We start from the raw sequence: 14,381 nt of genomic DNA on the forward strand, positions 1-14,381 counted from the left end.
CGCCCGCCGCACTGCATAAAGGTGTTCAATTTCATCCGCGCTGGCGTCCCCACGGGGATTCGAACCCCGGTCTGCACCGTGAGAGGGTGCCGTCCTAGGCCTCTAGACGATGGGGACCTTGCACGTCCGCTAGGGCTTAGCCGATACGGCTCGCTGCGGCAAGGGCGGTGGCGGCGAGGCGGTCGGCGTCTTCCTGGCGCGACGACCACGACACGACCAAGCGCAAAAGTTGCGTGCCCGGCCCGTTCCAGCGATAGACGGCAAAACCCGCCTGTTCAAGCGCCACGATCGACGCTTCGGGGAGTTCGACGAAGATCTCGTTGGCTTCGACCGTGTGCGCGAGTTTCGCACCCGGGATCGCCGCGAGCGCGTTTGCCAAGCGCTGTGCCAGCGCGTTGGCATGGCGCGCCATCACGAGCCAGAGATCGTCGGCGAGATAGGCTTCGAGCTGGGCTGCAAGATAGCGCATCTTCGAAAACAGATGCCCCGCACGCTTGCGGCGCAATGCGATCGTCGCGGCGAGCGCTTCGTCGAACACCACGATCGCTTCGGCCGCCATGCAGCCGTTCTTCGTGGCGCCGAAGGACAGGATATCGACGCCCGCACGCCATGTCGCGTCGGCCGGCGTTGCACCCTGGTGCACAAGCGCATTGGCAAAGCGCGCCCCGTCGAGATGGAATTTGAGGTCGGCGCGGTGCGCGATCTCGGCCAAGGCCGCGATCTCGGACACCGCATAGACCGTGCCTGCTTCGGTCGCGTTGGTGATCGACACGGCAGCCGGCTGCACTTGATGCACGCCGATATGGCGTGCCGCCGCAAGCGTTGCAGCGAGCGTGTGCGCGTCGATCTTACCACTCGCACCCTGGACGCCGACGAGTTTGGCCCCGCCCGTATAGAACTCCGGCGCACCGCACTCGTCGGTGTTGATGTGCGCGTCCGGATGGCAATAGACAGCCCCCCATGGCGGGGTCATCGCCGCCAGCGAGAGCGAATTGGCGGCCGTCCCCGTGGCCACGGGAAACACGGCGCAAGGCCGCTCGAACAGATCGGCGAAATGTTTGTCGAGCCGCTTGGCGATCGCGTCGTTGCCGTAAGCCATCGCATGGCCCGAATTGGCGGCTTCGAGAGCCGCCATGATCTTGGGATGGACGGGGGCCGTATTGTCGGACGCAAAATTCATGGTGTTGTTCCCGGCATGATGCGGCCGCGCAATTGGCCGCTCGCAGGATCGACGAGCAGGATGATGCCCGCCCCGCCCGGCGCTTCGACATGGATCGCAAGTAAGCCGCCCGTCGACACCACGCCGACAATGCGCGTGCCCGCAGGCTGCCCCAGCGACAGGTCGTTCCAGCGCAGGCCGGCCAAGGGTGGGGCGGTCGTTGCGGTTTGCGCAGGAACAGACGCTTCCTTGCCGCCGATCCCCGCCACGACCAGATAGACCAGAACGCCGAAGGCGGCCACGCACAATGCCCCCAGCGACAGAACAACGGCTTTCAACGCGCGCATGGGTGGATTCAAGACCTCGCTTCAGGTACCAAACAGCCTATGAACGCAGCGCCGACCCTCTTTTCAGCGCCCGTGCCCGACGATCTTGTCGGCACGCGGCTCGACCGCGCTCTTGTCGTGCTACACGGCGCTGCACTGTCGCGCAGCCGCCTCAAAGCGCTGATCGAAGAAGGCCATGCGCGCATCGACGGCGCGACGATAACGGAGCCGTCGCACAAGGTCAAAGCGGGCGAAACGCTGGAACTCGCCGTGCCGGACGCCACCCCAGCGCGCCAGGAAGCGCAAGCGATCGCACTCGACGTGGTCTACGAAGATGCGCACTTGATCGTGATCGACAAACCCGCGGGCCTCGTCGTGCACCCTGCCCCCGGCAATGCCGACGGCACGCTCGTGAATGCGCTGCTCGCCCATTGTGCGGGTTCGCTGTCGGGGATCGGCGGCGTCGAACGGCCGGGCATCGTGCATCGGCTCGACAAAGACACGAGCGGCCTCATGGTCGCCGCCAAGACCGATGCAGCACACCGCCATTTGGCCGCACAATTCGCAAGCCACACGGTCGAGCGGCTCTATGCCGCGATCGTGCGCGGCGTGCCCCGCCCTTCCGAGGGCGATATCGAAGGGGCCATCGGCCGCGATCCGGGCAATCGCAAACGCATGGCGATCGTGCGCAGCGGCGGCAAACCTGCCCGAACCCACTACCGCACGCTCGAACGTTTTTCCGATCGTGCGGCCTTGGTCGAATGCCGTCTCGCGACGGGCCGCACGCACCAGATTCGCGTGCATCTCACCGCCATCGGCTGTCCGCTTGCGGGCGACGGTATCTACGGACGCAAAGCGTCGCCGCGTGCAAGCGCGCTCGATGCCGAAATCGCATCGTTCGGCCGCCAAGCGCTGGATGCATTCGTGCTTGGATTTGCACACCCGCACGACGGTCGGCCGTTGCGATTCGAACGCGGCTTCGCCCCCGATCTTGCTGCCTTCGCCGAACGTTTGCGACGGGCCGCAGCGTCGCTAGGCATGCGCGGCGGCAAAGGGTAAGATCGCTCACGGCAGAGCGGGGCCCTGCCGAAGGGGATATCGAAGGGGGCGGGCGGTTGCGTGCGCAGATACCAGCGCTAGGCTCGGACGGAAACTTGCAGCGCTATCTCCAGGAGATACGCAAGTTCCCGATGCTCGAGCAGGACGAAGAATACATGCTGGCGAAAGCCTGGCGTGAACGCGAAGACGCGGCCGCCGCCCACCGCCTCGTGACCTCGCATCTGCGCCTCGTGGCCAAAATCGCGATGGGTTATCGCGGCTACGGCTTGCCGGTGGCCGAGCTCATCTCGGAAGGCAATGTCGGCATGATGCAGGCCGTCAAACGCTTCGAGCCCGAGCGCGGATTTCGCCTCGCCACCTACGCGATGTGGTGGATCCGCGCCGCCATCCAAGAATACATCCTGCATTCCTGGTCGCTGGTCAAAATGGGCACGACGGCGGCGCAGAAAAAGCTGTTTTTCAATCTGCGCAAGCTCAAAGGCCAGATGCGCCAGCTCGAAGAGGGCGATCTGCGGCCCGAGATCGTGACCAAGATCGCGACTGACCTCAAGGTACCCGAGCAGGACGTGATCAATATGAACCGGCGCTTGGCAGCGCCCGACCATTCGCTGAACGCGCCCGTGCGCGGCGATTTCGAAGGCGAGTGGCAGGACTGGCTCGTGGACGAGGTCGAGAGCCAGGAAACGCGGCTCGCCGAGAGCCAGGAATCGGCACGCCGCCACAAGCTGCTCGAAAAGGCGCTGGCCCAGCTCAATGCGCGCGAACGCACGATCCTGGTGGAGCGGCGCCTGTCCGAAGAGCCCGCCACGCTCGAGGATCTCAGCCAAAAATACGGCATCAGCCGCGAGCGCGTGCGCCAGATCGAAGTGCGCGCCTTCGAAAAACTGCAGCGCGCGGTCAAAGCGGGCATTGCAAGCGGCGGCTAAACGCGCGCCGTACCGTCAGCGCGGCAGCTTGTCTTCCTCGCCGCGCACGGACTCGCCCCATTCGGCTTCCAGCATCGTCTTGCGCCGCTCGAGCATGCGGATGCGCGCCTGGGCGCGGTTTTCGTAGGCGATGTTCACGACGATGGGGAACAGCCAGCACAGCGCATAGGCGAAGCTCGCCGCGATATAGACCGAGACCCAGGCATAGGCGTTGCCCAGGATCTCGCGCCCGCCGGTGCGCCCGGCACTCGCAAGCCCGTCGAGCAGGAAGGGCAGCATGGCACCAGCGCTCAGCGTGCCGACGGCGATCGTGTCGAATTTCTGGCGCGACGGATCGCTCAGATACGCCGCGATCGTCGGCAGGAAGCCGCCGATCATGTACACGCACAGCCACGGCACGTTGAAGCCGAGCCAGCCGAGGATCGCGAGCACGCCCACGCCGGCCGTGGCGAGCACCATCGGGCTGCGTTGGCCGGATTTCTTTTCTTTGGGCTTCGCCATCTTGGCCATTACATGAGCCTCAGCAGCAGCGAGCCGATCCCGACCACGCCCGACAGGCTTGCGGCCGTAAGTGCTGCCGCCTCTTTGCCGGCATGGATGGCGAGCGTGGTGCGGATCTTGCCGCCGTTCTTGAGCTCGCCGATTTCGAACAAAGCACTTTGGTAGGATTCCTTGGCGTTCTCGAACGCGCGCGCGTCGGCGTCGCGCATCTTCTCGTTGTCCACGAGCTCGAGAAGTTTCTTGAGATCGCCCTCTTCCGAGACCTTGTTGAGCTGCTCGAGCTGCAGCGTGCGCAGCGGCAGATTGCGGATCGTGTCGATGAACTGGCGCACGAGGCCTGCGCACCACGCGGTGAGGCGCGGCACCGAGGGCGGCCCGAATTTTTCCTGCAGATCGGCCAGCAGCTTCACGATCGACAGGCCGCCGTGTGCGTCGACTTGTTCGGGATTCATGAGCGCTTTGATCTGGCCCGAATTGGCACCGGCATGCGACGCCAAAAACGCCGCGATATGCCGATCGACCGGCTTGCGGTCAGCCCCTGCGGAAACCTCGAGCGCTTCGAGCACGTGCTCAGGCTCCGAGACCCACATACCCGCCGCCAGTTCGGAGAAACACGGCAGATTGGGATTGAGCTCGTAGAGGCAGCGCTCGATGCCGTTGCCGGGGGCCGGATCTTCGACCCAGCGCCCGACGCGGTCGAGGATGCTGTTGGCCGGCAGGTTCTTGCCGCCGGCGAGTTTGTAGAAATGCGCCCAGCTGCCCAGAATGCGCGAGCGGATGAGATCGGTGAAAATCGGGCCGTTGCCGGGCTTGCGCATCGCGGCCGCAAGGGCTGGCCCGAGCCCGTCGGCCGTAACGCTGTGGCCGCGGAAGCGCACGGGCGCCATCGGATCGAGAATCACGCAAGCGCGCCCGACGATCGTGGCGTCGTTGTAGGTGGCGTTGGTATCGCCGGTCGATTCGTTGACAGCCGCCATCAGGCGGTCGTGCAGCTTCTGCTCGCCCAGCGACGTGCGCACCCACATGGGGATCGCACCGTTGCGCAGCTCGCGCGCGGCCGCTTCGAAATTGCGGCCCATCGCGTGGGCAAGCGTGCGCGCGTTTTTGTGCTCGCGCTTGCCGAATTTGTAGCCTTGCGCCGCGCGCGACATCTGCGGGGCGGTGTTGGGAATCTGCTGGCGCTTGCCTTCGAGCCAGCCGCGCAGATGCTCGATCGTCCAGCGATCGGGCTCCCAATCGTTGAGGAGACCGCGCAGCACATCCATCAGCACGGGCGGCAGCTTGTTGAGATCGGCGAACGTGTCAAACGAGTTCGTATCGATGCGCCGGTAGATCGCTTCGTCGGGATCAAGGCCCGCACCCGGCATCGAGCCTTGCGCGAAGGCCATCAGCGTCATGCCGAGCGCGAACATGTCGTCGGCGCGCGTGCCGTTGCCGCGGCCCTCGGGATCGGTCATCGCACCGGCCAGCGGCTCGAAGGCCGGCGGCTGGTCGAAGCCGGGCGGCGCCTGCAGGCATGGCCCCATCACCACGCGCGTGCGCGCCTCGTCGAGCCAGAACAGATTCTGCGGGCGGAGGGAGCGATGCGTGACGTTGCGCACGAAGAGTTCGCTCAAACCCGTGGCAAGCGGGCCCAGAATATGGCTCACGATCTTGGCCCCGGTCCACGCCTCGCGCGGCGCTTTGCCCGACCACAGCGGCCCGCCCTCGGGGAAGTCATAGATAAGGGCAAGCCGCTTGCCCTTGGTGCCGGGCCAGTTCACGAGGTCGAAATCGTAGAGCCGCAAGAGGCCGGGCCGCTCGACGGTCTTGAGGGCCTTGGCCATCTCGAGGCGCGGCAGCAGATCGTTGCTGCAGATGAGGGCGACGCGCGGCACGCCGTCGTCGCGCGTGTCGGCGGCCGAAAACGCGCGCACGGTCGGCGTCGACATGTCCGGGATCGGAATGGCGGGGAATATCTGGAAGCGATTGCCGAGCGGCACGCCGCCGCCCGCAAGGGCAGCCGCCTGCGGGGCCGCTTCGCCCGGTTGCTTGGCTTCGATGTTGGCAGGTTCCGCCATGGCCCCGTCTTCCCGGCCGCAGAATGGCCGACGATCCGACTCGTGATTCTACGCCAAACCGCGGCGCGAATCACGAGATAGGACGGCCGCCCCTACCCGCCCGCGAAAGGATCGGCCGTGAGGATCGTGTCGTTGCGCTCGGGACTCGTGGAGAGCATGGCCACGCGGCAGCCGATCAGCTCTTCGATGCGCACGATGTATTTGATTGCGGCGGCCGGGAGCTCGGCCCACGAGCGAGCCCCGCGCGTCGATTCCTTCCAGCCGCGCATCGTTTCGTAGACGGGGACCGCGCGCGCCTGCAGATGCTGGGCGGCCGGCAGACGGTCGTAGCGCCGCCCGTCGATGTCGTAGGCCACGCATACTTTGAGTTCGTCCATGCCGTCGAGCACGTCGAGCTTGGTGAGGGCGATGCCGCGAATGCCGCCCACGCGCACGCTCTGGCGCACGAGCACGGCGTCGAACCAGCCGCAGCGCCGCGGCCGCCCGGTGACGGTGCCGAATTCGTGCCCGCGTTCGCCCAAACCTTGGCCGACCGCATCGGTGAGCTCCGTCGGGAACGGGCCCGAGCCCACGCGCGTCGTGTAGGCCTTGGTGATGCCGAGCACGAAGCCCGTTGCGTTGGGTCCGACACCCGCGCCGGTTGCAGCTTGTGCGGCCACTGTGTTCGACGACGTCACGAACGGATAGGTGCCGTGGTCGATGTCGAGCAAAGCGCCTTGCGCACCCTCGAACAGGATGCGGCGGCCTTTGCGCACCGCCTCGTCGAGGAACGGCCACACCGGATCGGCATAGGGCAGAATCTGCGGCGCCATCTCTGCCAAGGATTTTTCGAGTGCGGCGCGGTCGACGGGTGCGAAGCCCAAGCCTTTGCGCAGCGCGTCGTGGTGGCGCAGCAGCTCGTCGAGCTTGGTCTTGAGCGTGGCAGGGTCCGAGAGATCGCACAGGCGGATGGCGCGGCGCGCGACCTTGTCTTCGTAGGCGGGGCCGATGCCGCGCCCGGTCGTGCCGATCTTGGCGGCCCCGCGCGCTTCCTCGCGCAGGCGGTCTATTTCGGCGTGCAATGGCAGGATGAGCGCCGCATTTTCGGCAACTCTGAGATTGTCGGGACCGACATCCACACCCTTCTCGCGGATCGCGGCGATCTCCTTGAGGAGATGCCACGGATCGACGACCACGCCGTTGCCGATGATGCCGAGCTTGCCCGGCCGTACCACGCCCGAGGGCAGCAGCGACAGCTTGTAGGTGACGCCGTCGACCACGAGCGTGTGGCCGGCATTGTGCCCGCCCTGGAAGCGCACGACGATTTCGGCGCGCTCGCTGAGCCAGTCGACGATTTTGCCTTTGCCTTCATCGCCCCATTGCGAACCGACGACAGTGACGTTGGTCATTTCTTCGTTTCCTCAAGAATGACGGCCTTGCCGCCTTCGACGATATGGCTGCAGCCCAGGCGCCGCGCTTCGGCATTTGCGTCCGCGACGGCGCCGAAACCTTCGCGCACCACGCGGCCGCCGTCGCGCAAGGCGCGCACGAGTTCGGGCGGCGTGCCGAAGGGTGCGAACGCGCACGCCTCGGCCGCCGGAAACGGCAAGGCGCGCAGCACCGTGTCGGTGAAGAGCGTGACGCCCGTCGCGGTTTCGCCCGCCCCTTCCATCAGATCTTCGCCCGCAAGATAGCGCCCGCCGCGGCCGAGTTCGCCGCGCACGCCCCGCGCGAAGATCGTGAAGGACAGGCCCTTCTGGTATTCGAAGCCGCGCCGCTCGACCGTATCGATCGTCAGAACAAGATCGGGGCGTGCCGCTTGCACGAGGCGCACGGCCTCCTTGAGGCGCACGACCTCGCCGCGCGCGGTCGGCGGAAGATCGAGCCCCTCAAGCTTGGCAAGGGCTGCGGCGGCAGGGCCGCTTGCGGCCACAAGATCGGCCAGCAAAGCGCCGACCTTGCCGCCGAGGCGCGCCACTTCCGCCGCATCCTTGCGGTCGAGGGCGGCGCGCAAGTTCGCGGCGATGTCGGGCGGCACCTGGCTCCAGCCGATGATTGCAGGAACGAGATAGGGGATCGTGAGATCGATCGAGACGTTGGCGGCTCCCACGTCGGCGAGTGCCGCCGCCGACATGGCGATGATTTCGGCGTCGGCTGCGGGCTCGTCGGCGCCGATGAGCTCGGCCCCTACCTGGCCGAATTGGCGTTCGGGCCGCAACCCGTCGCCCTTCACGCGCAGCACCTGGCCCGCATAGGACAGGCGCAACGGCCGCGCTTCGCCCTTGAGGCGCGTGGCGGCGATGCGCGCCACTTGCGGCGTCATGTCGGCGCGGAGCGCCATCATGCGCTGGCTGTCGGGATCCATGAGGCGGAAGCAATGGCGCGACATGCCGGCTTGGCTTCCCGCCAGCAGCGATTCTTCGAACTCGACCATCGGCGGCTTCACGCGCGCATAGCCGTAGCGCTTGAAAACTTGCGTGACGCGCCAGACGATTTCCGCCTCTTGGTCGGCTTCCGCCGGCAGCGCATCGCGCAGGCCCGCCGGCAGCAAGGCGCGTGTGACAAGTTCGTTCATGGCTCCCCCAGCTGGCGAGGGTCCACCTCGCATGGGCGCGCTTGAGTAGCCGGTTTTGTCGGGCCACGCCATGGGAAATAGGCGACTTTCGGCAACCGTCGCCAATTCGCGCAACCTATTTTAACGCCCTGATCCGACGAGAAAAAACCTTCTTCAGGCGACATGTTACGCCGATTTTTTCCGTCGCCTATTTCGGCGCAAAGGCGACCGCCGATGCGGCCGACAAGCGGTGCGCCAAACGAATCCTTTAGTGCCAATATGATGCTCATAGTCCTAAAATACTACTTTTTATTCCTTAAATCAAGGCCTCCTCCCATCTCAAACTGGTATTTGCGACGGAAGCGAAGGGGCACGTCATGGGGGCATTTCACGATTCGGCGACGATTTTGGTGCGCGAAGGGCTCGAGGCGTTGCTCGTCTTGGCCGCGATCGGCGCTTCTCTCGCTAGGCGCGGGGCGGCCGACCGATCGCGGGCGCACGACGATCTCGCCGAAGCGGGCGTGATGCTTGGCAGTGACGAACGCGGCGCCGAAGACGGGGTAGCTGCGGCGCGAAACAGCGAAGAACGGGACGCGCGCCACCAGATCCGGCGCGCGCGTCCCCGCCCTATCGCCTTCTAGAACCGCAGTGCCCGCGCGCGCAGCACTTGCGGCAAGGCGCGGATTTTTTCGAGCAAGGCTTCGCCGATCGGCTGGTCGACGGCAATCAAGCAGATCGCTTCGCCGCCGCGCGTCTGGCGGCCCAGATTGAACGAGGCGATGTTGAGGCTCGAGTCGCCGAACAAGCGGCCGATCGAGCCGATGAAGCCCGGCTTGTCCTGGTTGCGCACATAGAGCATCGAAGCGCTGAACTCGGCTTCGATCGGCACATCGGCGATCGCGACGATGCGCGGCTTGGCGTTGCCGAACAGCGAGCCCGCAATCTTGCGCGTCTGGCCCTGGCTTACGACCGTCACGCTGATGAGCGTGGGATAGTCCGATGCGCGGTCATGGCGCGCCTCGGTCACGGCAATGCCGCGCTCGCGCGCGACGGCCGGGGCCGAGACCGAGTTCACCGTCTCGAGCTGCGCGCCCAGGAAGCCCGCGAGCACGCACGCCGTAAGCGGCTTCGTGTTGAGGGCGGCCACGGCCCCCTCGTATTCGATCGCGACCGAGACGACATTTTCGTCCTGTAGCTGGCCCAGATACGAGCCGAGATTGGTCGCAAGCTGCATGTAGGGCTTGAGCTTGGGCGCGTCTTCGGCCGAAACCGACGGCATGTTGACGGCGTTGGTGACGGCACCGGTGAGCAGGAAGTCCGACATCTGCTCGGCCACCTGAAGCGCCACATTCTCCTGCGCCTCGTTGGTCGAAGCGCCCAGATGCGGCGTGCAGATCACGTCGTCGCGGCCGAAGAGCGGGTTTTCCTTGGCGGGTTCGGTCAAAAACACGTCGAGGGCCGCACCGGCGACCTGGCCGCTGTCGAGTGCGGCTTTGAGATCTTCTTCGACGATGAGGCCGCCGCGCGCGCAATTGACGATGCGCACGCCCTTCTTGGTCTTGGCGAGCGCTTTGGCATCGAGCAGATTCTTGGTCTGCTCGGTCATCGGCGTGTGCAGCGTGATGAAATCAGCGCGCGCCAGCAGCGTATCAAGATCGACTTTTTCCACACCCATCGCCTGCGCGCGTTCGGGTGCCAAGAACGGGTCGTAGGCCACGACCTTCATCTTGAGGCCCAAGGCGCGGTCGGCGACGATCGAGCCGATATTGCCGGCCCCGATGAGGCCGAGTGTCTTGCCCGAGATTTCCACGCCCATGAAGCGGTTCTTCTCCCACTTGCCGGCCTGGGTCGAACGGTCGGCACTGGGGAGCTGGCGGGCGAGCGCCATCATCATTGCGATCGCGTGTTCGGCCGTCGTGATCGAATTGCCGAACGGCGTGTTCATCACCACCACGCCGCGCGCGGTGGCGGCGGGCACGTCGACATTATCGACGCCGATACCGGCACGGCCGATCACTTTGAGATGCGGGGCGGCGGCCAGGATTTCCTTGGTCACTTTCGTGGCCGAGCGGATGGCGAGACCGTCGTAATTGCCGATGATGGCTTTGAGCTCGTCGGGTTTGAGGCCGACTTTCATGTCGGTTTCGATGCCGCGCTCCTTGAAGATATCGACGGCGCGCGGGCTCAGGGCATCGGAGATCAGAACTTTGGCCATGACGGATTCCTTGCGTTTAAGGACGCACAAAATTTGAAAGGGAAAGCGAGCTGCTTCAGCCGGCTTTGACGGTCGCGAAGGCCCAGTCGAGCCAGCCGAACAAAGCTTCGAGATCGGCGGTTTCGACGGTGGCACCGGCCCAAATGCGCAAGCCCGGCGGGGCGTCGCGATAGGCGTCGATGTCGAAAGCGACCTTCTCGGCTTCGAGCAAGGCCACCATCTTTTTCGAGAAGGCGGCTTTGGCTTCAGCGTCGAGCTTGGCCACGTCCGGGTCTTGGATCACCAAGCACACCGACGTGCAGGAGCGGATCGCCTTGTCCGCGGCAAGAAAGCCGACCCACGGCGTCTTGGCGGCCCAGGCTTCGATCGCGGCGAGGTTTTTTTCCGAGCGCGCGATTAGCGCGTCGAGCCCGCCGATTTTTTCGGACCAGATCAGACCGTCGAGCGCGTCTTCAACCGCAAGCATCGAGGGCGTGTTGATCGTCTCGCCCTTGAACACGCCTTCGATCAGCTTGCCGCCTTGCGTGAGACGGAAGATCTTGGGCATCGGCCACGGCGGCGTATAGGTCGTGAGCCGCTCGACCGCGCGGGGGCTCAGCACCAGCATGCCGTGCTGGCCTTCGCCGCCCAGCACTTTCTGCCACGACCAGGTCACGACATCGAGCTTGTCCCACGGCAGGCGCATCGCGAAGGCAGCCGAGGTCGCGTCGCAGATCGTGAGCCCCTTGCGGTCGGCCGGGATCCAGTCGCCGTTGGGCACGCGCACGCCCGAGGTGGTGCCGTTCCAGGTGAAGACGACGTCGTTGTCGAAATCGACGGCTTTGAGATCGGGAAGCTGCCCGTAAGGCGCTTCGAAGGTGCGCGTGTTCTTGAGCTTGAGCTGCTTCACGGCGTCCGTGACCCAGCCCGCCCCGAACGATTCCCAGGTCATCAGATCGGCACCGCGCGCACCCAACAGCGACCACATCGCCATTTCGAATGCACCCGTGTCCGATGCCGGCACAATGCCGATGCGGTAGTCGGCCGGGATGCCGAGCACTTTGCGCGTGCGCTCGATCGTGTCGGCGAGCTTGGCTTTGCCGAGCTTGGAGCGATGCGAACGGCCGAGGGCCGCGTCTTTGAGAGTGTCGAGGGACCAGCCGGGGCGCTTGGCGCAAGGGCCGGAAGAAAAATTCGCGCACGCGGGGCGTACGCTTGGTTTGCTTTGTGTCATTTTAAGCTCTTCCTTTCAGAAGAGCCGGGACCCGTTGGGAGGTCCTGGCCCGAGGTCTTGTTAATGCGTTGGCCTCCGCGTTGCAACCAATAAATCGGCACGTTTAAAATCGGCAACATTCCGGTGTTAGGGTGACTGCATGCAAACGACAGCGCCGCTCGGCGGCAAAAAAGCACTGATTTTCGGCGTGGCCAATGCCGATTCCATCGCCGCCGGCAGTGCCGCCGCCTTCAAAGCGGCGGGGGCGGACGTGGCCCTCACCTATCTCAGCGACAAGGCGCGACCGCATGTCGCAGCTGTTGCCGAACCGCTCCAAGCGGCCTTAGTCGGCCCTTGCGACGTGCGCGTACCGGGTGCGCTCGAAGCGGCGTTTGCCGATGCGCGCACGCGCTGGGGCAAACTCGATATCGTGCTGCACTCGATCGCGTTCGCACCGCGCGAAGATCTGCATGCGCGCGTAGTCGATTGCAGCGAGGCAGGATTCCTGCAGGCTATGGCAGTCTCGTGCCACAGCTTCATCCGGATGGCGCGCTTAGCCGAACCCTTGATGGCCGACGGCGGCACGCTGTTGACCGTGAGCTTCTACGGGGCCGAAAAGGCAGTTGCGAACTACAACATGATGGGCCCCGTGAAGGCCGCGCTCGAAGCCAGCATGCGCAGCATCGCGGCAGAACTCGGCCCCAAGCACATACGCGCACACGCGCTCTCGCCGGGACCGCTGCTCACGCGTGCGGCCTCGGGCATCGACCGGTTCGACGAACTCGTCGAGCGCGCCAAGGCGCAGAGCCCGGGCAAGCGCCTCGTGACCATCGACGAGATCGGCGCGTTGGCGGCCTTCCTTGCGAGCGACGCGGCCGCCGGCATGACCGGCGGCGTGCATTATGTCGATGCGGGCTACAACATCGTCGGCTAGTCTCGTTTGCATGATCGTGACGGGACAAGGTGCGCGCGGCACGCTCGCCATCGGCGGCCGGCACTACGACTGCGCCTTGGGCCGCAGCGGAATCATTGCGGCCGACGCAAAGCGCGAGGGTGACGGTGCCACGCCCGCAGGCATGTGGCCGCTGCGTCGCGGTTTCTATCGCGCCGACCGTCTCACGCTGCCGGCGTCGCTCAAAGACTGGTTCCATCCCATCGAAGCCGACATGGCGTGGGACGACGATGCGGCCTCGCCGAACTACAATCGCCTGATCCGCACCCGCGTCGAAAACCATCCCGAACGTTTGGCGCGCAACGACGGCGTCTACGACATCGTGGTGCCGCTCGGCTACAACGACGAACCGCCGCAGGCCGGGCGCGGCAGTGCGATCTTTCTGCATGTGGCACGCGCGGATTTTTCGCCGACGGCGGGCTGCGTTGCATTGGCGCTGCCCGATCTATTGGCGGTGCTCGCCCAATGCGACGAAGGCAGCATGCTCGCGATTCGCCTGCCCGGCTAAGACGCAGTGTCCCGTGCAGCGAGCGCTTCGAGGGCGGAGCCGTCAATGCGCACATTGAGCCACGCAGCGGATTCGCGCGCCCCCATCGCGACGTAGAAATCGCGCGCGGGCTGGTTCCAGTCGAGCACCTGCCAATGGTATTTGCCGAAGCCGCGCTGAACGGCGCGCTTTGCCCCTGCGACGATCAGCGCCTTGCCGATGCCGAGACCGCGCGCGGCTTCGTCCACGAAAAGATCTTCGAGATAGAGACCGGGCCTGCCCATGAAGGTCGAAAAGCTGCGATAGAACAGCGCGAAGCCGACGGGCCCTTGCGGCGTCTCGGCAAGGATCGCCTCGGCGACCGCGTCGGGCCCGAACATCCAACGCTGCAGGTTCGCCTCGGTCGCTTCGACCTCGTGGGCGAGTTTTTCGTAGATCGCGAGCTGCTTGATGAAATGCAGTACGAGGCCGACGTCTTTGGGTTCGGCGTCGCGCAAGGCGAATTCGCGGCTCATGCTTCGGGCTTTCGTTTGAGCAGGATGATGAAGGTCACCGTCATCACGGTTTCGTCGGCTTGATTGCGCGCGGCCAGAGCAAGCTTCAGGATGCCGCGATCGGGTTTCGAGCGCGATGGCGACACTTCCAGCACTTCGGCCGAGCAGCGCAGCGTGTCGCCGGGCCGTACGGGCTTGAGCCAGCGCAGCTCGTCCATGCCGGGGCCGCCCATCGAGGCGTCGCGCACGAAGCCCGTTTGGTAGAAGAGCCGGAACGCGACCGACAGCGTGTGGAAGCCCGACGCGATGAGCCCGCCGAAATGCGAGGCGGCGGCGGCGGTTGCATCGATATGGAAAGGCTGCGGATCGTACAGAAACGCAAAATCGACGATGCTCGATTCCGTGAAGGTGTAGCCGCCGCTGTCGAAGCGGTCGCCTTTTTTGAGATCGTCGAGATAGTTGTTGGTTTTCATAGGC

At 65.3% G+C, this 14,381-nt stretch carries 15 protein-coding genes and 1 tRNA gene; 5 read left to right on the forward strand and 11 right to left on the reverse strand.

Annotated elements, in window-relative coordinates; all coding sequences use genetic code 11:
* Positions 1-41 precede the first annotated feature (41 nt).
* The 3 genes from O9320_02045 to O9320_02055 all read right to left on the reverse strand — a co-directional run bounded on the left by O9320_02045 (position 42) and on the right by O9320_02055 (position 1,506).
* Positions 42-117, reverse strand: a tRNA-Glu gene (locus tag O9320_02045).
* Between the two features lie 19 nt (positions 118-136).
* A complete protein-coding gene (locus tag O9320_02050; protein ID MCZ8309606.1) occupies positions 137-1,180 on the reverse strand; it encodes a low specificity L-threonine aldolase in 1,044 nt (347 codons plus the stop codon).
* Positions 1,177-1,506 carry a hypothetical protein gene (locus O9320_02055; protein MCZ8309607.1) on the reverse strand — a complete coding sequence of 110 codons (330 nt, stop codon included), beginning with the start codon at positions 1,504-1,506 and terminating at the stop codon, positions 1,177-1,179. Before O9320_02055 ends, O9320_02050 begins: the two co-directional genes overlap by 4 nt.
* A 39-nt stretch (positions 1,507-1,545) precedes the next feature.
* On the opposite strand from O9320_02055, the gene O9320_02060 reads away from it, so the two are divergent.
* Both O9320_02060 and rpoH read left to right on the forward strand, forming a co-directional pair.
* Positions 1,546-2,544 carry an RluA family pseudouridine synthase gene (locus tag O9320_02060; protein MCZ8309608.1) on the forward strand — a complete coding sequence of 333 codons (999 nt, stop codon included), beginning with the start codon at positions 1,546-1,548 and terminating at the stop codon, positions 2,542-2,544.
* Positions 2,545-2,600: 56 nt separating this feature from the next.
* Positions 2,601-3,470: an RNA polymerase sigma factor RpoH gene (rpoH, locus tag O9320_02065; GenBank protein MCZ8309609.1), complete on the forward strand. Its 870-nt coding sequence runs from the start codon at positions 2,601-2,603 to the stop codon at positions 3,468-3,470.
* A gap of 15 nt (positions 3,471-3,485) precedes the next feature.
* Here the strand turns inward: rpoH and O9320_02070 are convergent, their stop codons facing one another.
* The 4 genes from O9320_02070 to O9320_02085 all read right to left on the reverse strand — a co-directional run bounded on the left by O9320_02070 (position 3,486) and on the right by O9320_02085 (position 8,585).
* A complete protein-coding gene (locus tag O9320_02070) occupies positions 3,486-3,980 on the reverse strand; it encodes a hypothetical protein (protein ID MCZ8309610.1) in 495 nt (164 codons plus the stop codon).
* Positions 3,980-6,031, reverse strand: a complete 2,052-nt coding sequence (locus O9320_02075) for a hypothetical protein (GenBank protein MCZ8309611.1) — start codon at positions 6,029-6,031, stop codon at positions 3,980-3,982. The genes O9320_02070 and O9320_02075 overlap by 1 nt, the downstream gene beginning before the upstream one ends.
* Before the next feature lie 92 nt (positions 6,032-6,123).
* Positions 6,124-7,419 (reverse strand): adenylosuccinate synthase, encoded by a 1,296-nt coding sequence (locus O9320_02080; GenBank protein ID MCZ8309612.1) that lies wholly within the window; start codon positions 7,417-7,419, stop codon positions 6,124-6,126.
* Positions 7,416-8,585, reverse strand: a complete 1,170-nt coding sequence (locus O9320_02085; protein ID MCZ8309613.1) for an ATP phosphoribosyltransferase regulatory subunit — start codon at positions 8,583-8,585, stop codon at positions 7,416-7,418. The genes O9320_02080 and O9320_02085 overlap by 4 nt, the downstream gene beginning before the upstream one ends.
* Before the next feature lie 356 nt (positions 8,586-8,941).
* Here O9320_02085 and O9320_02090 point away from each other — a divergent pair, with 356 nt between their 5' ends.
* The gene (locus O9320_02090; protein ID MCZ8309614.1) at positions 8,942-9,205 is read left to right on the forward strand and encodes a hypothetical protein; all 264 of its coding nucleotides are present in this window, start codon (positions 8,942-8,944) and stop codon (positions 9,203-9,205) included.
* Here the strand turns inward: O9320_02090 and serA are convergent.
* Positions 9,202-10,779, reverse strand: a complete 1,578-nt coding sequence (gene serA / locus O9320_02095) for a phosphoglycerate dehydrogenase (protein ID MCZ8309615.1) — start codon at positions 10,777-10,779, stop codon at positions 9,202-9,204. The genes O9320_02090 and serA overlap by 4 nt on opposite strands.
* 55 nt (positions 10,780-10,834) lie before the next feature.
* Positions 10,835-11,992, reverse strand: a complete 1,158-nt coding sequence (locus tag O9320_02100; protein MCZ8309616.1) for a phosphoserine transaminase — start codon at positions 11,990-11,992, stop codon at positions 10,835-10,837.
* 139 nt (positions 11,993-12,131) lie between these two features.
* Between O9320_02100 and fabI the strand changes: the two genes are divergently transcribed.
* Entirely contained in the window at positions 12,132-12,905 is a 774-nt protein-coding gene (gene fabI / locus O9320_02105) for an enoyl-ACP reductase FabI (protein MCZ8309617.1), read from the forward strand.
* A gap of 10 nt (positions 12,906-12,915) precedes the next feature.
* Positions 12,916-13,431, forward strand: a complete 516-nt coding sequence (locus O9320_02110; GenBank protein MCZ8309618.1) for a L,D-transpeptidase family protein — start codon at positions 12,916-12,918, stop codon at positions 13,429-13,431.
* On the opposite strand, the gene O9320_02115 is transcribed toward O9320_02110, so the two are convergent.
* Positions 13,428-13,925, reverse strand: coding sequence for a GNAT family N-acetyltransferase (locus O9320_02115; protein ID MCZ8309619.1), 498 nt, complete (start codon positions 13,923-13,925; stop codon positions 13,428-13,430). The genes O9320_02110 and O9320_02115 overlap by 4 nt on opposite strands.
* Complete coding sequence (locus tag O9320_02120) at positions 13,922-14,377, reverse strand: MaoC family dehydratase (GenBank protein ID MCZ8309620.1); 456 nt, start codon at positions 14,375-14,377, stop codon at positions 13,922-13,924. Before O9320_02120 ends, O9320_02115 begins: the two co-directional genes overlap by 4 nt.
* Positions 14,378-14,381 lie beyond the last annotated feature (4 nt).

Source organism: Magnetospirillum sp. (assembly GCA_027532905.1).
GTDB lineage: Bacteria > Pseudomonadota > Alphaproteobacteria > CACIAM-22H2 > CACIAM-22H2 > Tagaea.